The sequence below is a fragment of the Streptomyces sp. AC550_RSS872 genome (assembly GCF_019049285.1).
Classification (GTDB): domain Bacteria; phylum Actinomycetota; class Actinomycetes; order Streptomycetales; family Streptomycetaceae; genus Streptomyces.
In genome coordinates this window covers 15,620-36,306 of sequence record NZ_JAGMUL010000011.1, presented here as the reverse complement: position 1 = coordinate 36,306, position 20,687 = coordinate 15,620, and the positions used below count along the sequence as shown (strand labels likewise).

Here is a 20,687-nt window from a genome sequence, read left to right as displayed (position 1 = left end):
CTCCGCCCCCTTCAGTGCGAGTGACCACCCGAAGCCGGCGTCGGACCGCCGTTCTTGACCGTCAGAGGCAGCAGCTTCTTCCCGGTCGGCCCGATCTGGATGGCCGTATCCATCTGCGGGCAGACACCGCAGTCGAAGCACGGCGTCCACCGGCAGTCCTCGACCTCGGTCTCGTCGAGGGCGTCCTGCCAGTCCTCCCAGAGCCAGTCCTTGTCGAGGCCGGAGTCCAGGTGGTCCCAGGGGAGGACCTCCTCGTAGGTCCGCTCGCGCGTGGTGTACCAGTCGACGTCGACGCCGAAGGGGGCCAGCGCCTTGTCGGCGCAGCTCATCCAGCGGTCGTAGGAGAAGTGCTCGCGCCAGCCGTCGAAGCGGCCGCCGTCCTCGTAGACCGCGCGGATGACGGCGCCGATGCGGCGGTCGCCGCGGGAGAGGAGGCCCTCGACGATGCCGGGCTTGCCGTCGTGGTAGCGGAAGCCGATCGAGCGGCCGTACTTCTTGTCGCCGCGGATCTTGTCCCGGAGCTTCTCCAGGCGGGCGTCCGTCTCCTCGGCGGAGAGCTGCGGGGCCCACTGGAACGGGGTGTGGGGCTTGGGGACGAAGCCGCCGATCGAGACCGTGCAGCGGATGTCGTTGGACCTCGACACCTCGCGGCCCTTCGCGATCACGTTCATCGCCATGTCGGCGATCTGGAGGACGTCGTCGTCGGTCTCCGTGGGCAGGCCGCACATGAAGTACAGCTTCACCTGGCGCCAGCCGTTGCCGTAGGCGGTTGCGACGGTCCTGATCAGGTCCTCTTCGCTCACCATCTTGTTGATGACCTTGCGCATGCGCTCGCTGCCGCCCTCGGGGGCGAAGGTCAGACCGGAACGGCGGCCGTTGCGGGTCAGCTCGTTCGCCAGGTCGACGTTGAAGGCGTCCACGCGGGTCGACGGGAGGGACAGACCGATCTTGTCCTCCTCGTAGCGGTCCGCCAGGCCCTTCGCGATGTCGCCGATCTCGCTGTGGTCGGCGCTCGACAGCGACAGCAGGCCGACCTCCTCGAAGCCCGTCGCCTTCAGGCCCTTCTCGACCATCTCGCCGATGCCGGTGATCGAGCGCTCGCGCACCGGGCGGGTGATCATGCCCGCCTGGCAGAAACGGCAGCCGCGGGTGCAGCCGCGGAAGATCTCGACCGACATCCGCTCATGGACCGTCTCGGCGAGCGGGACCAGGGGCTGCTTGGGGTACGGCCACTCGTCCAGGTCCATGACGGTGTGCTTGGACACGCGCCACGGGACACCGCTCTTGTTCGGTACGACACGGGCGATACGGCCGTCCGCGAGGTACTCGACGTCGTAGAAGGCCGGGATGTACACCGAGCCCGTCTTCGCGAGGCGGAAGAGGACCTCCTCGCGGCCGCCCGGCCGGCCCTCCGCCTTCCACTCGCGGATGATCTTCGTCATGTCCAGCACGGCCTGCTCGCCGTCGCCGATGATCGCGGCGTCGATGAAGTCCGCGATCGGCTCGGGGTTGAAGGCCGCGTGGCCGCCGGCCAGGACGATCGGGTCGTCGAGGGTCCGGTCCTTGGACTCCAGCGGGATCCCGGCCAGGTCCAGGGCCGTGAGCATGTTGGTGTAGCCGAGCTCGGTGGAGAAGGACAGGCCGAACACGTCGAACGCCTTCACCGGCCGGTGGCTGTCCACCGTGAACTGCGGGACGCGGTGCTCCCGCATCAGCGCCTCCAGGTCCGGCCACACGCTGTACGTGCGCTCGGCGAGGACGCCCTCCTGCTCGTTCAGGACCTCGTAGAGGATCATGACGCCCTGGTTGGGCAGCCCGACCTCGTACGCGTCGGGGTACATGAGCGCCCAGCGGACGTCACAGGACTCCCACGGCTTGACCGTGGAGTTGAGCTCTCCGCCGACGTACTGGATCGGCTTCTGCACATGCGGGAGCAGAGCTTCGAGCTGCGGGAACACAGACTCGGCGGCCGCAGCGACTTCGGCAGACATCTCGCGAACCTTCGTGAGCTGGGACTGAACTGACAGGGGTGACCATCTAGCCTAACTCGACCGCGACGGCCCCCCGCACGCTCAGATGCTCGTCCCGCTCTTGATCTCCTTCCACAGCCCGGGCAGCTCGGCCTCGTCCTCGGCCGACCGCCGCTCCTCACGCCCGTACAGCAACCCGTACGTGAACGACGGCTCCCCCGCCCCGTGCGCCTGCCGGGACAGCTCCCGCAGCGCCTCCCGGGTCATCACGCTGTCCTGGTGGTCGCCGAGCAGGTTCTGGAGGCTCTTCATCGACTTCACCAGGGCGGTGGCCGGCCCGCCCAGCGCCGGAACCGCCGACTCCGCCGCGTACCGCGTCCGCTTGGCCTTCTTCCGCGCCTCGTGCAGCGCGAGATCCCGCTCCTGTCCGGGCTCCAGCTCGAACGCCCGCTCGACCAGTCGGGACACCTTCGACAGGTCCTTGCGTACGGCCTTCCCGATCACCTTCTCCGGCTTCTTGCCGGCCGCCTTCAGCAGCGGCGGATCGGCCACCAGGGCGTCGAGGGACTCCAGCAGCCGCAGATACCGCGCGCCGTCGAGCACGTTGGTCAGACGCCGCCGCGATCCCCCGCCGCGGGCACGCGCCCAGGTGCGCAGCCGGGTGCGGACGGGCCCGACCATCAGCGCGCGCGGCAGCTCGTCGACGGCCGCCGTCAGCCGCTCGGTCAGCACCTCCTGGTCCCGGTCGACGCCGAGCTCCCCGGCCAGCCACTTCAGCTCGTCACCGATCGGGTCGGTCATCTCCCGGTCGAGGACCTTGCCGTACGACTTGAGGGCGCTGCGCATCCGCCGGGTGGCGACCCGCATCCGGTGCACGGAGTCGTACACGTCCCGCCGCACGGCCGGATCGAGCTCGACGATCGCATCCCGCTGTGCGCGAAGGTAGGCGAGGGCGTGATCCCCGGCGGTGGCCGGCGCCGCCGCGGCCTCCTCCGCCTTCTTGCCCCGCTTCTTCTTCGGTGCCGTCTCCACCAGGGCCCGCTTCAGCTTCGAGGCCGAGGCGGAAGGCCGTACGCCCGCCTTCTTCAGCTTCTTCTCGACCTTGTCGAGGAACGCCGGGTCGGTGCCGTCGGCCAGTTCCACCTCGATCTCGGTCCACTGAGCGGTACGGCCGCCTCCGGTGAGGCGCTCTGCCTGTACGGCGTCCACGCTGACCTCGGCGAGCAGCAGCCCCTCGGCGTCCACGAGGTCGCGCACATCACGGTCGGAGCGCAGCCGGACCACGGGCACCAGCTCGGCGTCCCGGACCCGGGAGCGGACGAGGCCGGCGAGGGTGCGGGGCAGGGTGTCGGACAGCGGGGCCTGGATCTCGTCCCGTACGCCCGGCGCCACGGGGAACTTCAGATGCCAGCCGGCGTCCGAGCCGCCCGTTCTGCGGCGCAGCGTGATCGACGACGCGTCGAGACGCTCGTCCGCGGTGTCGTAGTAGGTGGCGTCGAGATGCGCGACCCCCTTGTCGATGACGGCCGCGACCCCTGCGACGCCGGTCAGGTCGGGCAAGCCACTGTCGTCGGATTCATACTTCCGCTCGATTTCGCGCTTCGTGTCCGCCATGACCTGAATCTAGTGGCAGTCACGACTGGACGACAGGGCTTACCAGCCATGAACCCCAGGCGAACAGGGGGGTGATGGCGAGGAAACCGATCGGTGAGACCTGCTCGGACGAGGCACCCGCCACGAGTCCGGCGGAGCACCCGGAGCCAGTGCGGCGCAGCACCCGGCACCAGGTCGACGAGACCCCCGGAGCCAGTTCGATGGAACCCCCGGCACCGTTCGACGAGGCTCCCTGCACCGGTTGGGTGGAGCGCCGGCACCGGATCAGCAGGGGCCCCGCACCGGGCTGGCGAAGCGCACACGCACCGGTTGCATGGAGCGGCACCGGATCAGCAAGGGAGGACCCGGCACCGGGCTGGCGGAACGCACAGGCACCGGTTGCGTGGGGCGCGGGTACCGGATCGGCGAACCGCCCCGTACCACTTTGCGGAGCGCCAGCCACCGGTCGGCAGGCGGCCACCGCAGCCCCGCGCCACCGCCCGGGCACCGGGCTGGCCCCAGCCCCTGGAAAGGCGCCAGATGAGGGGCGCGGCCAGATCGCCCACGCCTGCTCCATCTCGCCCCCTGATCCTCGGAGCCCGGCCAAAACACCCCGCCCGGCAGACACCCAGCCCTCACAAGACGGCGGCCCCATCCGGCACCGGCACCTCAGACCGGCGCTCCTACCAGTCCCGAGTCGACGCCCCAGCCCCTGCCAGCGCCCTCGTCCGGCTGACACCAGCCCGGGCCAGCACCCCAGCCCAGCCGACACCAGCCCCAGCCAGCACCCCAACCCAACCAACACCAGCCCCAGCCAGCACCCCCCGGCTCAGGCCCAGCGCAGCGGTCACGCCGACATCGGCCGCTGCACCCGAATCGACTGCAGCAACCCCACCGCCACCCACACCGCGAACATCGACGACCCGCCGTACGACACGAACGGCAGCGGCAGACCGGTCACCGGCATGATGCCCAGGGTCATCCCGATGTTCTCGAAAGCCTGGAAGGCGAACCACGCCACGATGCCCGCCGCGACGATCGTCCCGTACAGCTCGGTCGTCTCGCGGGCGATCCGGCAGGCCCGCCACAGGATCACGCCGAGGAGCAGGATGATCAGCCCGCCGCCGATGAAGCCCAGCTCCTCCCCCGCCACGGTGAAGACGAAGTCGGTCTGCTGCTCCGGCACGAACTGGCCGGTGGTCTGCGAGCCGTGGAACAGCCCCGAGCCCGCGAGCCCGCCGGAACCGATCGCGATACGCGCCTGGTTGGTGTTGTAGCCGACCCCCGCCGGGTCGAGCTCGGGGTTGGCGAACGCCGCGAAGCGGGCGATCTGGTAGTCGTCCAGGACGCCCAGCTGCCAGACCGCCACCGCCCCCATGGTGCCCGCCCCGATCAGCCCGAAGACCCAGCGGTTGGACGAACCGGACGCGAGCAGCACGCCCAGCACGATCACCACCATGACCATGACCGAGCCGAGGTCGGGCATGAGCAGCACAATCAGCATCGGCACGGCGGCCAGGCCCAGCGCCTGCACCACCGTGCGGTGGTCCGGGTACTGCTTGTCGCCCGCGTCCACTCTCGTCGCCAGCAGCATCGCCATGCCCAGGATGATCGTGACCTTCACGAACTCCGAGGGCTGGAGCGAGAAGCCGCCGGGGAGCTTGATCCAGGAGTGGGCGCCGTTGATGGTGGAGCCGAGTGGGGTGAGCACCAGCAGGATCAGGAAGACCGAGACGCCGTACAGGATCGGCACGGCCGTGCGCAGGGTGCGGTGGCCCAGCCACACGGTCCCTATCATCAGCGCGACCCCGATGCCGGTGTTCAGGATGTGCCGGATCAGGAAGTAGTACTGGTCGCCCTGGTTGAGCTCGGTGCGGTTGCGGGTCGCAGAGAAGACGAGGATCGAGCCGATCAGCGACAGCGCGATGGCCGACAGCAGTATCGGCCAGTCCAGCCGGCGGGCGAGCGAGTCGCGGGCGAACAGGCGGGTCCAGCCCGCCCGTTCGGGCCCGTACCCGGAGACCTGGAAACTGTTGGCGCCGGTCATGTGAGCATCCTCCGGCTTCCCCGCCGACGGCTCCCGCGCCGCCTGCGCCGGGTGTCCCGGTTCTCGTTCGTCGGCGGTGCCACGGTCCCGGCGAGCTGCTGCTCGTCCGGCCCGGCCTCGCCCTCCTGGCTGGCCCGCTGGTCCTTCGCCGGGTCCTTGGAAACCTTCGGCGAGGTGATGGTGCCGTCCGCGCGGACCTTCGGCAGGCTCTTCGCGGGGGTGGGCAGCAGCGCGTTCTTCTTGTTGATCGTGCCGTCGTCGGAGACGCCGTACAGCGCGTCGTAGATGTTGCGCACGGCCGGACCCGAGGCGCCGGAACCCGTACCACCCTGGGAGATCGTCATGACGATCGAGTAGTCCTTGGTGTACGTCGCGAACCACGAGGTCGTCTGCTTGCCGTAGACCTCGGCGGTACCGGTCTTGGCATGCATCGGGATCTTGTCCTGCGGCCAGCCGACCTGCGCGAACCGCCAGGCGGCGGTACCGCGGGTGGCGACACCGGCGAGGGCGTCGTCCATCGCGGCCAGCGTCTGCTTGCTTATCGGCAGCTTGCCGTGCGACCTGGGCTTGATCTCCTTGACGGTCTTGCCGTCGGCGCTGACGACGGCCTTGCCGACCGTGGGGTCGTAGAGGGTGCCGCCGTTGGAGATGGCCGCGTAGATGGTGGCCATCTGGATGGGGGTGACGAGGGTGTCGCCCTGTCCGATGGAGTAGTTGACGGAGTCACCTGCGCGCAGCCGGTTGCCTTCGAGGCAGTTCTCGTAGGCGATCTTCTCGGCGTAGCTGCCGTCCTTGTTGCCGTACTTGCACCAGGCGTCCTTGTTGGCCTTCCAGTAGTCCTGCTTCCACTGGCGGTCGGGGACGCGGCCGGTGACCTCGTTGGGCAGGTCGATGCCGGTCTCCGCACCCAGGCCGAACTGGTGGGCCGTCTTGTAGAACCAGTCGCCCGCGTTCTTCTTGGGCTTGGTGCCGCCGTCCCGCTTCCACTCCTCGTGGCTGAGCCGGTAGAAGACGGTGTCGCAGGACACCTCCAGGGCGCGGCCGAGGCTGATCGGGCCGTATCCCTTGGACTCGAAGTTCTTGAAGACCTGGCCGCCGATGGAGTACGAGCTGGAGCACTGGTAGGGGCCGTCGAAGGAGTAGCCCGCGTTCACCGCTGCGGCCGTCGGGATGACCTTGAAGATGGAGCCCGGGGCCGACTGGCCCTGGATCGCCCGGTTGAGCAGCGGGTAGTTGGAGGACTTGCCGGTCAGCGTCTTGTAGTCCTTGGCGGAGATGCCGCCGACCCAGGCGTTCGGGTCATATGTCGGGTTGGACGCCATGGCGACGATGCGGCCGGTCTTGGCCTCCATCACGACGACCGCGCCCGAGTCGGCTTTGTACGGCCTGTTGGTGTTGCGGTCCCACTCCTTGCGGGCCTGCTTCATGGCGTCGTTCAGCTCGTACTCGGCGACCCTCTGAACTCGGGCGTCGATGCTGGTGACGAGGTTGGAACCGGGCCGGGCGGCGTCCGCCTTGGCCTGGCCGATGACCCGGCCGAGGTTGTCGACCTCGTAGCGGGTGACGCCGGCCTTGCCGCGCAGCACCTTGTCGTACTGCCGCTCCAGGCCGGAGCGGCCGACCTGGTCGGAGCGCAGGTACGGGGAGTCGGTGTCCTGGGCCTGCTGGAGCTCGGTGTCGGTGACCGGGGAGAGGTAGCCGAGGACCTGGGCGGTGTTGGACTCGCCGGGGCTCGGGTAGCGGCGCAGGGCCTGCGGCTCGGCGGTGATGCCGGGGAAGTCCTCGGCGCGCTCGCGGATCTGTAGAGCCTGCTTGGGGGTGGCCTCGTCGGTGATGGGGATCGGCTGGTACGGCGAGCCGTTCCAGCAGGGCTGCGGGGTCTTGGCGTCACACAGCCGGACCTTCTCCTTGACCTCCTTGGGCGTCATGCCCAGTACACCGGCCAGCTTGGTGAGGACGGCCTCACCGTCGTCCTTCATCTTCAGCAGGTCGGTGCGGGAGGCGGAGACCACCAGCCGGGTCTCGTTGTCGGCGAGCGGCACACCGCGCGCGTCCAGGATCGAGCCGCGCACGGCGGGCTGCACGACCTGCTGGACGTGGTTGCCGGACGCCTCCTTGGCGTAGGCGTCGCCCTCGCGGATCTGGAGGTACCACAGGCGCCCGCCGAGGGTGCCGAGGAGGGAGAGGACGAGGACTTGGATGACGATGAGCCGGATCTGGACGCGTGGCGTCCGGCCGGTCTCGGGGATGTTGGTCACTGCGGCTGCCTCCCCCTCTCAGTGCGAGTACCGGTACATGTACTGGTGCGAGTACCAGTGCGGATACGACTGTGTGTGTACGAGTGATGAACGGCCGGCCTGTGCGGCCCGGTTCCGCCTGGCCTCACCCTCCCGGGTGAATTCCGCCGTCCTGAACTCTGCCGTCCTGAACTCCGCCGTCCTGAACTCCGCCGTCCTCACAGCCGCTTGACCCCCTTGATACGCCCGGCGCGTGCCGTTCGCACCCGTGCCGCCTTCACCTTCAGGCCGCCCTTCAGGCCGCCGCGCTGGCCGCCGATGCGCAGCCCGGTCCCGCCGGAGAGCCAGCCGGTGGAGATGTCGGCCTTCTTCGTCTGGGAGTTACTGTCGGCGAGCGGGTCGTTCTCCGCTCGCCGGGCCAGCGCCATGATCCCCGGGACCACGAACGGGGCGAGCAGCAGGTCGTACAGCGCGGCGGTGAACAGCAGGCTGCCGAGGCCGACATGGCGGGCGGCGGTGTCCCCGACGAGGGCGCCGACCCCGGCGTACAGCAGGGTCGTGCCGATCGCGGCGACGACCACGACCACCATCGGCCCGGTGGCCGACTTGAGCCGGCCGTTGTCGGGCTTGATGAGCCCGGCGAGATAACCGATGACACACAGCACCAGTGCGTAGCGGCCGGCGGCGTGGTCGGCGGGCGGGGCGAGGTCCGCGAGCAGACCGGCGCCGAAGCCGACGAGGGCGCCGCCGACATGGCCGTAGACCATGGCGAGGCCCAGGACGGTGAGGAGCAGCAGGTCGGGGACGGCGCCCGGGAGGTGGAGGCGGGCCAGGACGCTCACCTGGATCACCAGGGCGACCACGATCAGGGCGGAGGAGAGCAGGATTCGGTTGACGCGCATGGGGCTTCAGCTCCTACTGCTCTTGGTCGTACTGGTTCTGGCCGTCGCCCGGAGGCTGATACTGCCCGTCGGCCCGCGGCTCTGACTGACCGTCCGCCTGAGGCTGGTTCTGGCCGTCCCCCTCGGGCTGGTCCTGACCGTCGACCGTGCCGTCGGCACCCGGCGTGACGGTGACCGTGACGGTGGGCGTGGGCGTCGGCTCGGGCTTGTCGGGGAGCACCGTGTCACGCGGGTCCTTGGTGGGGGCCTGGACGACGACGCCGACGATGTCCAGCTTGGAGAACGCGGCGTACGGCGTGACGTAGAGGGTGCGGGTCAGGCCGCCGCCGGACGGGTCGACGCGGGAGACGACACCGACGGGGACGCCCGGCACGAAGGGCTTGTCGGCCTGGGAGCCGAAGGTGACGAGCCGGTCGCCCTTCTTCACCTCGGCCTTGCCGTTGAGGAGTTCGACGCGCAGCGGGCGGTCACCCTGGCCGGAGGCGAAGCCGAGTTCGTCGCTGGCCTCCATGCGGGTGCCGACGGTGAAGTCGGGGTCGTTGGCGAGGAGCACGGTCGCGGTGTTCGGGCCGACGGTGGTGACCCGCCCGACCAGCCCGTCGCCGTTCAGGACGGTCATGTCGCGCCGGATGCCGTCGTTCTCGCCGACGTCGATGGTGATCGTCCAGGAGAAGCCCTGGGCCGCTCCTATGGCGATGACCTCGGCGCCCTTGATGCCGTACTGGCCCGCGCCCGCGACCTTCAGCACCTTGTCCAGCTGCTTCAGCCGACTGCGGTTGCGGTCGTCGCTGCCGAGCTTCGCCTTGAGGGCGGCGTTCTCCTGCTCCAGCGCGGCGAGCCGGTCGTGGCGCTCGCCGGAGTCCCGGATCGCGGCGACCGCGTTGCCGACCGGGTCGACCGCCGCCGACACACCGTTCTCGATCGGGCCGAAGACCGTGGCCGCGGCGGACCTGGCGCCGTCGACCGGAGAATCCTCACCGCCGCGGATGTCCACCGTGATCAGCGCGAACGCGATGGCGATCAGCAGCACCAGGAGCAGCCGGCTCTCTCGTGTGTCCCTCACGTGCGGCGGCCGTGCCCTTCCTCATAGGAGTTCGGGAAACCCCAGGGAAACCCGAAGGGTTCGTATACGGAATTTGTGTGCGGAGTTGTATGCGAACTTGAATGACGCGCTTGGCGGCTCTTGGGCAGCTTATGCCTCTATATCAACGATCCGCCGTACGAGAGGAGATCATCCCGTACGGCGGAATCGAAGAGTTACGTCATCTGCGGGGCTGGGCGTCGAGCACCTGCTGCAACGCCTCGAACTCCTCGACGCACTTGCCGGAGCCGAGTGCCACGCTGTCGAGCGGGTCCTCGGCGATGTGGATCGGCATGCCGGTCTCGCGACGCAGCCGCTCGTCGAGGCCGCGCAGCAGGGCGCCGCCGCCGGTCAGAACGATTCCTCGGTCCATGATGTCGCCGGACAGCTCCGGCGGGCACTTGTCGAGGGTCGTCTTCACCGCGTCCACGATCGCGTTGACCGGTTCCTCGATGGCCTTGCGCACTTCGGCCGCGGAGATGACGACGGTCTTCGGCAGCCCGGAGACGAGGTCCCGGCCACGGATTTCGGTGTGTTCGTCAGCGTCGAGGTCGTACGCGGAACCGATCGTGATCTTGATCTGCTCGGCCGTCCGCTCACCCAGCAGAAGGGAGTACTCCTTCTTGATGTGCTGGATGATCGCGTTGTCCAGTTCGTCGCCCGCGACGCGGATGGACTGGGCGGTGACGATGCCGCCGAGGGAGATGACCGCGACCTCCGTGGTGCCGCCGCCGATGTCGACCACCATGTTGCCCGTGGCCTCGTGGACCGGCAGGCCGGAGCCGATGGCCGCGGCCATGGGCTCCTCGATGATGTGCACCTGGCGGGCGCCGGCCTGGGACGACGCCTCGATGACGGCGCGGCGCTCGACGCCCGTGATGCCGGAGGGCACACAGACGACGACCCGCGGACGAGCCAGATAACGCCGCTTGTGGATCTTCAGAATGAAGTAGCGGAGCATCCGCTCGGTGATCTCGAAGTCGGCGATGACGCCGTCCTTCAGCGGACGTACGGCAACGATGTTGCCGGGCGTGCGCCCGATCATCTTCTTCGCTTCGGCGCCGACCGCGAGGATGCCACCGGTGTTGGTGTTGATCGCGACGACGGACGGCTCATTGAGTACGATCCCGCGACCCCTGACGTACACCAGCGTGTTGGCGGTCCCGAGGTCGACAGCCATGTCACGGCCGATGAACGACATTGAGTTCCCCATCAGGATTCGTCTGGCCTTCCCTGGGAGCTTTTGATGGCTTTTCAGGTCGGCGAAGTGGGTGCTGTGACGTGAAGGCTTCTATCGTAGACGCGCTTTCGCGAACACTGCGGGAGGGTCTTCGCCATTGTCAGCAGATGGCGAGCCGCCCCGCTTGTGGAGACGGGCCATCGGGGGCACTCGTTCCCTCGATCGCCGCGCATATGCCGCCGGGCGGCCGGGTTTCTTCGGCCGCCCCAGGTCGGGCCGGTTGAGTGGGCTCAGGCACGGCCCGGGAAGAAGATCTTCACCTCGCGCTCGGCGGACTCCTCGGAGTCGGAGGCGTGGATGAGGTTCTCCCGGACGATCACACCGAAGTCACCGCGGATGGAGCCCGGCGCGGCGGCGATCGGATCGGTCGGGCCGGCGAGGGCACGCAGCCCCTCGATGACCCGCTCGCCCTCGACGATCAGGGCGACGACCGGGCCGGAGGCCATGAACTCCACCAACGGCTCGTAGAAGGGCTTGCCCTTGTGCTCGCCGTAGTGCTGCTCCAGCGTGTCCTGGTCCAGGGTGCGCAGCTCCAGCGCGGTGATCTGCCAGCCGGCCTTGCGCTCGATACGGCTGATGATCTCGCCGGTCAGGCCGCGACGGACGGCGTCGGGCTTGAGCAGGACGAGGGTGCGCTGGGTCACGGGAGGGCTCCTTCTTACTTCCGGCCGGTGGTGCGGTGGGATGAGGTTACAGGGCGTGTCCGGGCCCCTGTTACGCAGCGTCAGGTGTAGAGGAGTGGCTCTGCGCGGCGAATCTCGCCTTCGCCTCGTCGACCTTCCTCCCGTAGTGCACCGAGGCCCACCACAGCGCCGCGAAGATCACGCCCAGGATGAACATCGTCGACACGATGAAGCCGGAGGCGATCAGGGCGATCTGAAGCGCCCAGCCGAGGGCGACACCGCCGGGGCGGGTCACCAGACCGCACAGCAGCACGCACAGGAACATCGCGACACCGCTGACCGTCCACACCGTCGACATGGACAGGTCCGGGTCCTTCATCGCGACCAGACCGGCGAAGCCGATGACGAAGAACTCGCCGATCAGGGTCGAGGAACAGAGCGTACGCATTCCGGACTCAGCCCTTCCCCAGCAGCAGCCGGGCCTCGCCGACCGTGATGACGGACCCGGTGACCAGCACACCGCCGCCCGCGAACTCGCCCTCCTCCTCGGCCAGCGTGATCGCGGCCTCCAGGGCGTCCGGCAGCCGCGGCTCGACCTGCACACGTTCGTCGCCGAACACCTCGACGGCGATGGCGGCCAGTTCGTCGGCGTCCATGGCGCGGTGCGAGGAGTTCTGTGTGACGACGATCTCGGCGAAGATCGGCTCGAAGGCCTCCAGCAGCCCCCGTACGTTCTTGTCGCCGCTCGCACCGACGACCCCGATGAGCCGGCTGAAGTCGAAGGCCTCCCCGATCGCCTCGGCGGTGACCCGCGCGCCGGCCGGGTTGTGCGCCGCGTCCAGTACGACGGTCGGCGACCGCCGTACGACCTCCATCCGTCCCGGCGAGGCGACCGCGGCGAACGCCTTGCGGACGGTGTCGATGTCCAGCGACTCGGCCCGCGCGGAGCCGACGCCGAAGAACGCCTCCACGGCGGCGAGAGCCACGGCGGCGTTGTGTGCCTGGTGCGCGCCGTGCAGCGGCAGATACACCTCGGGGTACTCGCCACCGAGTCCGCGCAGCGTGACCAGCTGTCCGCCGACGGCGACCTGACGCGCCACGACCCCGAACTCCAGGCCCTCACGGGCCACGGTCGCGTCGACCTCCACGGCCTTCTTCAGCAGCACCTGCGCGGCGTCCACCGACTGCTGGGCCATGATCACGGTGGCGTCCTGCTTGATGATCCCGGCCTTCTCGGCGGCGATCTCACCGGGCGTGCCACCGAGCCGGTCGGTGTGGTCGAGATCTATGGGCGTCACGACGGCGACGTCACCGTCGATGACGTTCGTGGCGTCCCAGGAGCCGCCCATCCCCACTTCCACGACGGCGACATCGACGGGCGCGTCGGCGAAGGCGGCGTACGCCATGCCCGTGAGCACCTCGAAGAAGGACAGCCGGTACTCCTGCTGTGCGTCGACCATCTCGATGTACGGCTTGATGTCCTGGTACGTCTCGATGAAGCGCTCGGCGGCGATCGCGGCGCCGTCCAGACTGATCCGCTCGGTGATCGACTGGACGTGCGGTGAGGTGTAGCGACCGGTGCGCAGCTCGAAGGCGCCGAGCAGAGCCTCGATCATGCGGGCGGTCGACGTCTTGCCGTTGGTGCCGGTGATGTGGATCGAGGGGTACGACCGCTGCGGCTCGCCGAGGACGTCCATGAGCGCGGCGATACGGCTGACGGAGGGCTCCAGCTTGGTCTCGCCCCAGCGCGTCGCGAGCTCCGCCTCGACCTCGCGCAGGGCCTTGTCGACCTCGGGGTCCTCGGGGCGGGCGGGCACGTCGGCCTGGGGCTTGCCGCCCTGGGTGCGCAGGGTTCGGCTGCCGGCCTCGATGACCGCCAGGTCGGGGTCGCGGTCGGTCTCCTCCGCGATGATCTCGTCGAAGGGGTCGAGGGGGTCGGGCTCGTTCTGGTCGCTCACGGGGTCAGTCTACGGAGGGCGACTGACAGTGCGCCCAGGGAGTGGGGTGCGTGGTGTTGCCTGGCGGCTGCGGGTGCGTTGTGGCTGGTCGCGCAGTTCCCCGCGCCCCTGAGGTACGTGCAGGCCCCCGGCGCCTCACAGCACCGGGGGCCCTCACTGCCGTACAAACACCTACGCCTGCGGCAGCCTCTCCAGCTGGGCGGCGATGCGGGCGATGTCCTCGTCCGCCTTCGCGAGGCGGCCGCGGATCTTTTCCACGACGTTGTCCGGGGCCTTCGCCAGGAAGGCCTCGTTGCCGAGCTTGGCCGTGGCCTGGGCCTTTTCCTTCTCGGCGGCGGCCAGGTCCTTCGCGAGGCGCTTGCGCTCGGCCGCGACGTCGATCACGCCGGAGAGGTCCAGCGCGACCTCGGCGCCCGCGACGGGCAGCGTCGCCGTCGCCGCGAAGTTCTCGCCCTCCGGCTGGAGGCGCAGCAGCTGGCGGATGGCCGGCTCGTGCGGGGCGAGGGCGGTGCCGTCCAGGGTGAGGCGGGCCGGGACGCGCTGGCCGGGCTGGAGGCCCTGGTCGGCACGGAAGCGGCGGACCTCGGTGATGACGGACTGGAGCGACTCGATCTCCTGCTCCGCCCCCTTGTCGCGGAAGCCGCTGTCGGCCGGCCACTTGGCGATCACGATCGACTCGCCGCCCGTCAGGGTGGTCCACAGAGTCTCCGTGACGAACGGGACCACCGGATGCAGCAGCTTCAGCGTGACGTCGAGGACCTCACCGAGGACGCGCTTGCTGACCTCGGCCGCCTCGCCGCCCGCCTGGAACGTCGTCTTGGACAGCTCGACGTACCAGTCGAAGACCTCGTCCCACGCGAAGTGGAAGAGTGCGTCGGACAGCTTGGCGAACTGGTAGTCCTCGTAGAACGCGTCGACTTCGGCGACGACGGAGTTGAGGCGGGAGAGGATCCAGCGGTCGGTCGAGGACATCGCCGACGGCTCCGGGAGCGGGCCGTCGACCGTGGCGCCGTTCATCAGCGCGAAGCGCGTCGCGTTCCAGATCTTGTTGGCGAAGTTGCGGGAGCCCTGGACCCAGTCCTCGCCGATCGGGACGTCGACGCCCGGGTTGGCGCCGCGGGCGAGAGTGAACCGGAGGGCGTCGCTGCCGTACTTGTCCATCCAGTCAAGGGGGTTGACGGCATTCCCGAAGGACTTCGACATCTTCTTGCCGAACTGGTCGCGGACCATGCCGTGCAGGGCGATGGTGTGGAACGGCGGGGTGCCGTCCATCGCGTACAGGCCGAACATCATCATCCGGGCGACCCAGAAGAAGAGGATGTCGTAGCCGGTGACCAGGACGGAGTTCGGGTAGAACTTCGCGAGCGACGCGGTCTGTTCGGGCCAGCCGAGGGTCGAGAAGGGCCAGAGCCCGGAGGAGAACCAGGTGTCGAGGACGTCGGTGTCCTGACGCCAGCCCTCACCGCTCGGCGGCTCCTCGTCGGGGCCGACGCAGACGACTTCACCTTCCGGGCCGTACCAGACCGGAATCCGGTGACCCCACCACAACTGCCGGGAAATACACCAGTCGTGAAGGTTGTCGACCCAGTCGAAGTACCGCTTCTCCATCTCCTGCGGGTGGATCTTGACCTTGCCGTCGCGGACCGCGTCGCCGGCCGCCTTCGCCAGCGGGCCGACCTTGACCCACCACTGCATCGACAGACGCGGCTCGATCGTGGTCTTGCAGCGCGAGCAGTGGCCGACCGAGTGGACGTACGGCCGCTTCTCCGCGACGATCCGGCCCTCGGCGCGCAGCGCGGCGACGATGGCCGAGCGGGCCTCCAGACGGTCCAGGCCCTGGAAGGGGCCGTGGGCGGTGATGACCGCGTGCTCGTCCATCACGGCGAGGGACGGCAGGTTGTGACGCTGGCCGATCTCGAAGTCGTTCGGGTCGTGCGCCGGGGTGACCTTGACGGCACCCGTGCCGAACTCGGGGTCGACGTGCTCGTCGGCGACGACGGGGATACGGCGGCCGGTGAGCGGCAGCTCGATCTCACGGCCGACGAGATGGCGGTAGCGCTCGTCCTCGGGGTGGACGGCGACGGCGGTGTCACCGAGCATCGTCTCGGCACGCGTCGTCGCCACGACGATGGCGTCGTCGCCCTCGCCGTACCGGATGGAGACGAGCTCGCCATCGTCGTCCTGGTACTCGACCTCGATGTCCGAGATGGCCGTGAGACACCGGGGGCACCAGTTGATGATGCGCTCGGCGCGGTAGATCAGCTCGTCGTCGTAGAGCCGCTTGAAGATGGTCTGGACGGCCTGGGAGAGACCCTCGTCCATGGTGAAGCGCTCACGCGACCACGCGACGCCGTCACCGAGGCGACGCATCTGTCCGCTGATCTGCCCGCCGGACTCGCCCTTCCACTGCCAAACGCGCTCGACGAACGCCTCACGGCCCAGGTCGTGCCGGGACTTGCCCTCCTTGCCGAGCTCGCGCTCGACGACGTTCTGCGTGGCGATACCGGCGTGGTCCATGCCGGGCTGCCACAGCGTCTCGTAACCCTGCATGCGCTTACGCCGGGTCAGCGCGTCGATGAGGGTGTGCTCGAAGGCGTGCCCGAGGTGGAGCGAGCCCGTGACGTTCGGCGGCGGGATCACGATCGTGTACGGCGGCTTGTCGCTCTTCTCGTCCGCCTCGAAGTAACCGCGCTCTACCCAGCGCTCGTACAGCGGCCCCTCTACATCGGCCGGCGCGTACTGGGTCGGCAGTTCGGTGTCGGGCGCTGGTGGCTGCTGCTGAGCGTTCTCGGTCACCCGCTCAGTTTAGGGGTGTCGCGGGCGTGTCCCGAAACGCGTTTGTTCTGTAACGGTGGGCACCCCGATGCCATGCGTTGCCTGTGTCTGCGCCAGGATGTCAGGAACACATAAGCATCTGGAGGGGAACCCAGGAATGAGCTACAACCAGCCGGGCCCGTACGGCGGGCAGCCCCAGCAGCCCGGTCCGTACGGCCAGCCCGGTCCGTACGGCCAGCAGCCGCAGGCGCCCCAGCCCGGCTACGGCTACCCCCAGCAGGCTCCCCAGCCCCAGCCCGGTTACGGCTACCCGCAGCAGGCCCCGGGCGTCCCGCCCCAGCAGCCGGGCCCGTACGGCCAGCAGCAGCCGCCGTACGGCCAGGCCCCGTACGGGGTGCCGCAGCCTCCGGCGCCGGGTGGCGGCGGCAAGAAGACCGGCCTGATCATCGGCGCCGTGGCGGTCGTGGCCGCGATCGGCGTCGGGGCGTACTTCGTGCTCGGCGGCGGTGGTGGCGCGGGCGGCAGCCTTGAGGACGACGGCGCGCACAAGCTGGCGACTCCGCAGAAGCTGCTCAGCGAGTACAGCCAGATCACAAAGGGGGGCCAGGCATCCAGCGACGACTTGGCGTCGGAGTTGGAGAAGAGCGGGCTCAAGAACGGCACCGAAGTGACCGGTGTCTATTCGACCGCGGACCTTTCGGGTTACGACCCCAACGACCCGAACAGCTCCATGCCCGATCTGGGCAAGTTGGCGAAGGCCAAGAGCATCTCGTACAGGGGTGTTTACGGCGAGATCACCGACCCGGAGAAGGCCCTGGACGCGTTGTTCGCAGGGCTCAAGAAGGGCGCGACGGAGGATTCCTCCTCCTCCAGCAGCGCCGGCAAGGCCGAGTTCGTCGGCGAGCCCGAGTCCGCCGACCTCGACGGCGCGGTCATGAAGTGCCAGTCGGCCAAGAGCCAGGACCTGATGACCAAGCAGGAGCGGACCAACTGGTTCTGCGCCTGGGCCGACTACAGCACCATCGCCGTGGTGGCACCTGGTGACGCCACCACGGACGTCACCAAGGACGTGGCGATCGACATCACCACGAAGGTGCGCGCGGAGGTCCGCGTCAAGGCCTGACACCCGTAGCTCCACGTAGAAGGGCCCCGGTCGATCGACCGGGGCCCTTCTCTACGTCTGTGTTGCGGCGGGCTACGCCGTCTTCTGCTCCCCCGGCCCGCGCCCCCGCGCGTCCCGCGGAATCAGCGTCGGGTTCACGTTCGAGTGAACGACGTCCGCCGTGATGACGACGCGGGCCACGTCCTTGCGGGACGGGATCTCGTACATCACGCCCTGGAGGACTTCCTCCATGATGGCGCGCAGGCCGCGGGCGCCGGTCTGGCGGAGGATGGCCTGGTCGGCGATGGCCTCCAGGGCCTCGCGCTCGAAGTCCAGCTCCACGCCGTCGAGTTCGAAGAGGCGCTGGTACTGCTTCACCAGGGCGTTGCGGGGCTCGACCAGGATCTGGAGCAGGGCCTCGCGGTCCAGGTTGTGGACGCTCGTGATGACGGGGAGGCGGCCGATGAACTCGGGGATCATGCCGAACTTGACCAGGTCCTCGGGCATGACGTCCTCGAACTGGTCCTTGGCCTCCAGCTCACGCTTGGAGCGGATCGTCGCGCCGAAGCCGATGCCCTTGGCGCCGGCCCGGGACTCGATGAGCTTCTCCAGACCGGCGAACGCGCCGCCCACGATGAACAGGACGTTCGTCGTGTCGATCTGGATGAACTCCTGGTGCGGGTGCTTGCGGCCGCCCTGGGGCGGGACCGAGGCGGTGGTGCCCTCGAGGATCTTCAGCAGGGCCTGCTGGACGCCCTCGCCGCTGACGTCCCGGGTGATCGACGGATTTTCACTCTTCCGCGCGACCTTGTCGATCTCGTCGATGTAGATGATCCCGGTCTCGGCCTTCTTGACGTCGTAGTCGGCCGCCTGGATCAGCTTCAGCAGGATGTTCTCGACGTCCTCGCCGACGTACCCGGCCTCCGTGAGCGCGGTGGCGTCGGCGATGGCGAACGGGACGTTCAGCATGCGGGCCAGGGTCTGGGCGAGCAGCGTCTTGCCGGAGCCCGTGGGGCCCAGCAGCAGGATGTTGGACTTCGCCAACTCGATGGCGTCGTCGCGGCCTTGGGCGCCGCCGTTCTCGCCGGCCTGGACGCGCTTGTAGTGGTTGTAGACGGCGACGGAGAGCGCCTTCTTGGCTGCCTCCTGGCCGACCACGTACCCCTCGAGGAACTCGTAGATCTCGCGCGGCTTGGGCAGTTCCTCCCAGCGGACCTCACTGGTCTCCGCGAGCTCTTCCTCGATGATCTCGTTGCAGAGATCGATGCACTCGTCGCAGATGTACACACCAGGGCCTGCGATGAGCTTCTTGACCTGCTTCTGGCTCTTGCCGCAGAACGAGCACTTGAGCAGATCGCCGCCGTCACCGATGCGTGCCACGGTGTGCTTCCCCTTCGCCTGGGAGACGCCTGGACGTTTTCGAATCCAGCGGCTCCTGGTGCTGCCTTATGTCGACGGTACCTTGCCTGGCCCCCCGTTCGGGCCCCCCTTGGCGCGGTTCACTTTGACGTGCACCGTCCCAAACCGTGCCAAGGGGCAGCAGACAATACCGGGTCCGCGTCAGCGAACGTCGGCGTTGTTCATCTTCCGTGTGGAGATGATCTGGTCGATCAGCCCGTACGACAGCGCGTCCTCGGCCGTGAGGATCTTGTCGCGCTCGATGTCCTCGCGGATCTTCTCGATCGGCGTGGTGGAGTGCTTGGCCAGCATCTCCTCCAGCTGCGAGCGCATCCGGAGGATCTCGTTGGCGGCGATCTCCAGGTCGGAGACCTGACCGCGGCCGGTCTCGCTGTACGGCTGGTGGATCAGCACGCGCGCGTTGGGCAGTGCCATGCGCTTGCCGGGCGTGCCGGCGGCCAGCAGGACGGCGGCGGCGGAGGCGGCCTGGCCCATGCAGACCGTCTGGATGTCCGGCTTCACGAACTGCATCGTGTCGTAGATGGCCGTGAGCGCGGTGAAGGAACCGCCCGGGCTGTTGATGTAGACCGAGATGTCCCGGTCGGGGTCCATCGACTCCAGGCACAGCAGCTGCGCCATGACGTCGTTCGCGGAGGCGTCGTCGATCTGCACGCCGAGGAAGATCACGCGCTCCTCGAAGAGCTTCGCGTACGGGTCGTACTCGCGGATGCCCTGCGAGGTGCGCTCGACGAAGCGCGGGATCACGTACCGGGACTCGGCGCGCGGGCCGGTGTACTCGGCCTCGGTGCGGGCGTACAGGCCGCTGCCGGGGAAGTCGTTCACTGTCTGTCTCCTAGGGGCTGAGGCGGTCGGCTGGGGGCTGTGCAGGGGGCCGTCAGGCCGCCCCGGTGCCGCCGCCGCCCGGCATCCCGGCGGCCGTCGGGATGACGTCGTCGATGAGGCCGTACTCCTTGGCCTCGAAGGCGTCGAACCAGCGGTCGCGGTCCGAGTCACGGGTGATCTGCTCGATCGTCTGACCAGTGTGCTGGGAGGTGAGCTCGGCCATGCGCTTCTTGGTGTGCAGCAGCCGCTCGGCGTGGATCTTGATGTCGGAGGCCGAGCCGGCCAGACCGGCGGAGGGCTGGTGGATCAGGATCTCGGCGTTCGGCAGCGCGAAGCGCTTGCCGGGGGTGCCCGCGCTGAGCAGGAACTGGCCCATGGAGGCCGCGAGGCCCATGGCGATGGTCACCACGTCGTTCTTGATGTACTGCATGGTGTCGTAGATCGCCATGCCGGCCGTGATCGAACCGCCCGGGCTGTTGATGTACATGTAGATGTCCTTGTCCGGGTCGGCGGCAAGGAGCAGCAACTGCGCGGTGATCTTGTTGGCGATGTCGTCGTCGACCGGCTGGCCGAGGAAGATGATTCGCTCGCCGAGCAGCCGGTTGTAGACATGGTCGCCGAGGCCACCGCCGATGGAGGGCTCGCCGGCGGCGGAGGGCATCAGATTCGTCACGTATCCACCTGCTCGTCTTACGACGGCGCCGGGCCGTCTGCACGTCTTCTGCGTGGGCAACGGGGACTCCCCTGCCCTCATACTCATGGACCCTAACGCGGTGGCCCTGTGCTGCAATCCCGGTTCTTGCGGTGTTCGCTGTGAGCGCATGCGCTCCGCTGGGCGGGCCGGGATCCTCGCCATAGCTCCGACTGAGGGTGGGCAGCTACAGGCTGAATGGGGCTGGTCGCGCAGTTCCCCGCGCC

At 68.8% G+C, this 20,687-nt stretch carries 15 protein-coding genes; 1 reads left to right on the top strand and 14 read right to left on the bottom strand.

Features of this window, described 5'->3' with window-relative positions; translation table 11 throughout:
* Positions 1–11: 11 nt before the first annotated feature.
* The 11 genes from KUM44_RS04175 to KUM44_RS04125 all read right to left on the bottom strand — a co-directional run bounded on the left by KUM44_RS04175 (position 12) and on the right by KUM44_RS04125 (position 16,447).
* Complete coding sequence (locus KUM44_RS04175) at positions 12–1,991, bottom strand: TIGR03960 family B12-binding radical SAM protein (protein WP_217206325.1); 1,980 nt, start codon at positions 1,989–1,991, stop codon at positions 12–14.
* Positions 1,992–2,072: 81 nt separating this feature from the next.
* Positions 2,073–3,584 (bottom strand): CYTH and CHAD domain-containing protein, encoded by a 1,512-nt coding sequence (locus KUM44_RS04170; RefSeq protein WP_217206324.1) that lies wholly within the window; start codon positions 3,582–3,584, stop codon positions 2,073–2,075.
* Between the two features lie 826 nt (positions 3,585–4,410).
* Positions 4,411–5,610, bottom strand: a complete 1,200-nt coding sequence (rodA, locus tag KUM44_RS04165; protein WP_217206323.1) for a rod shape-determining protein RodA — start codon at positions 5,608–5,610, stop codon at positions 4,411–4,413.
* Positions 5,607–7,868, bottom strand: coding sequence for a penicillin-binding protein 2 (gene mrdA / locus KUM44_RS04160; protein ID WP_217206322.1), 2,262 nt, complete (start codon positions 7,866–7,868; stop codon positions 5,607–5,609). The genes rodA and mrdA overlap by 4 nt, the downstream gene beginning before the upstream one ends.
* Before the next feature lie 197 nt (positions 7,869–8,065).
* Complete coding sequence (gene mreD, locus KUM44_RS04155) at positions 8,066–8,749, bottom strand: rod shape-determining protein MreD (protein WP_217206321.1); 684 nt, start codon at positions 8,747–8,749, stop codon at positions 8,066–8,068.
* A 13-nt stretch (positions 8,750–8,762) separates the two neighbouring features.
* Complete coding sequence (gene mreC, locus KUM44_RS04150; RefSeq protein ID WP_217206320.1) at positions 8,763–9,812, bottom strand: rod shape-determining protein MreC; 1,050 nt, start codon at positions 9,810–9,812, stop codon at positions 8,763–8,765.
* A gap of 199 nt (positions 9,813–10,011) precedes the next feature.
* Complete coding sequence (locus tag KUM44_RS04145; protein ID WP_004931372.1) at positions 10,012–11,031, bottom strand: rod shape-determining protein; 1,020 nt, start codon at positions 11,029–11,031, stop codon at positions 10,012–10,014.
* 269 nt (positions 11,032–11,300) lie between these two features.
* Positions 11,301–11,714, bottom strand: coding sequence for a nucleoside-diphosphate kinase (ndk, locus tag KUM44_RS04140; protein ID WP_062720617.1), 414 nt, complete (start codon positions 11,712–11,714; stop codon positions 11,301–11,303).
* 70 nt (positions 11,715–11,784) lie between these two features.
* Complete coding sequence (locus KUM44_RS04135) at positions 11,785–12,141, bottom strand: DUF4233 domain-containing protein (RefSeq protein WP_217206319.1); 357 nt, start codon at positions 12,139–12,141, stop codon at positions 11,785–11,787.
* 7 nt (positions 12,142–12,148) lie between these two features.
* Positions 12,149–13,651, bottom strand: a complete 1,503-nt coding sequence (locus KUM44_RS04130) for a folylpolyglutamate synthase/dihydrofolate synthase family protein (protein WP_217206317.1) — start codon at positions 13,649–13,651, stop codon at positions 12,149–12,151.
* A gap of 171 nt (positions 13,652–13,822) precedes the next feature.
* Entirely contained in the window at positions 13,823–16,447 is a 2,625-nt protein-coding gene (locus KUM44_RS04125; protein WP_217206314.1) for a valine--tRNA ligase, read from the bottom strand.
* 136 nt (positions 16,448–16,583) lie between these two features.
* On the opposite strand from KUM44_RS04125, the gene KUM44_RS04120 reads away from it, so the two are divergent.
* The gene (locus KUM44_RS04120; RefSeq protein ID WP_217206312.1) at positions 16,584–17,549 is read left to right on the top strand and encodes a hypothetical protein; all 966 of its coding nucleotides are present in this window, start codon (positions 16,584–16,586) and stop codon (positions 17,547–17,549) included.
* 72 nt (positions 17,550–17,621) lie between these two features.
* Here KUM44_RS04120 and clpX read toward each other — a convergent pair whose 3' ends face one another.
* The 3 genes from clpX to KUM44_RS04105 form a co-directional block, all read right to left on the bottom strand.
* Positions 17,622–18,908, bottom strand: a complete 1,287-nt coding sequence (clpX, locus tag KUM44_RS04115; RefSeq protein WP_217206310.1) for an ATP-dependent Clp protease ATP-binding subunit ClpX — start codon at positions 18,906–18,908, stop codon at positions 17,622–17,624.
* A 180-nt stretch (positions 18,909–19,088) separates the two neighbouring features.
* The gene (locus tag KUM44_RS04110; RefSeq protein ID WP_308402482.1) at positions 19,089–19,769 is read right to left on the bottom strand and encodes an ATP-dependent Clp protease proteolytic subunit; all 681 of its coding nucleotides are present in this window, start codon (positions 19,767–19,769) and stop codon (positions 19,089–19,091) included.
* Between the two features lie 52 nt (positions 19,770–19,821).
* Positions 19,822–20,430, bottom strand: a complete 609-nt coding sequence (locus KUM44_RS04105) for an ATP-dependent Clp protease proteolytic subunit (RefSeq protein WP_217206386.1) — start codon at positions 20,428–20,430, stop codon at positions 19,822–19,824.
* Positions 20,431–20,687 lie beyond the last annotated feature (257 nt).

Coding starts and splice junctions, on each gene's coding strand:
- KUM44_RS04175 (WP_217206325.1), bottom strand. CDS start 1,991: ATGTCTGCCGAAGTCGCTGCGGCCGCCGAGTCTGTGTTCCCGCAGCTC.
- KUM44_RS04120 (WP_217206312.1), top strand. CDS start 16,584: ATGAGCTACAACCAGCCGGGCCCGTACGGCGGGCAGCCCCAGCAGCCC.
- KUM44_RS04170 (WP_217206324.1), bottom strand. CDS start 3,584: ATGGCGGACACGAAGCGCGAAATCGAGCGGAAGTATGAATCCGACGAC.
- KUM44_RS04105 (WP_217206386.1), bottom strand. CDS start 20,430: ATGCCCTCCGCCGCCGGCGAGCCCTCCATCGGCGGTGGCCTCGGCGAC.
- rodA (WP_217206323.1), bottom strand. CDS start 5,610: ATGACCGGCGCCAACAGTTTCCAGGTCTCCGGGTACGGGCCCGAACGG.
- mreD (WP_217206321.1), bottom strand. CDS start 8,749: ATGCGCGTCAACCGAATCCTGCTCTCCTCCGCCCTGATCGTGGTCGCC.
- KUM44_RS04135 (WP_217206319.1), bottom strand. CDS start 12,141: ATGCGTACGCTCTGTTCCTCGACCCTGATCGGCGAGTTCTTCGTCATC.
- KUM44_RS04145 (WP_004931372.1), bottom strand. CDS start 11,031: ATGTCGTTCATCGGCCGTGACATGGCTGTCGACCTCGGGACCGCCAAC.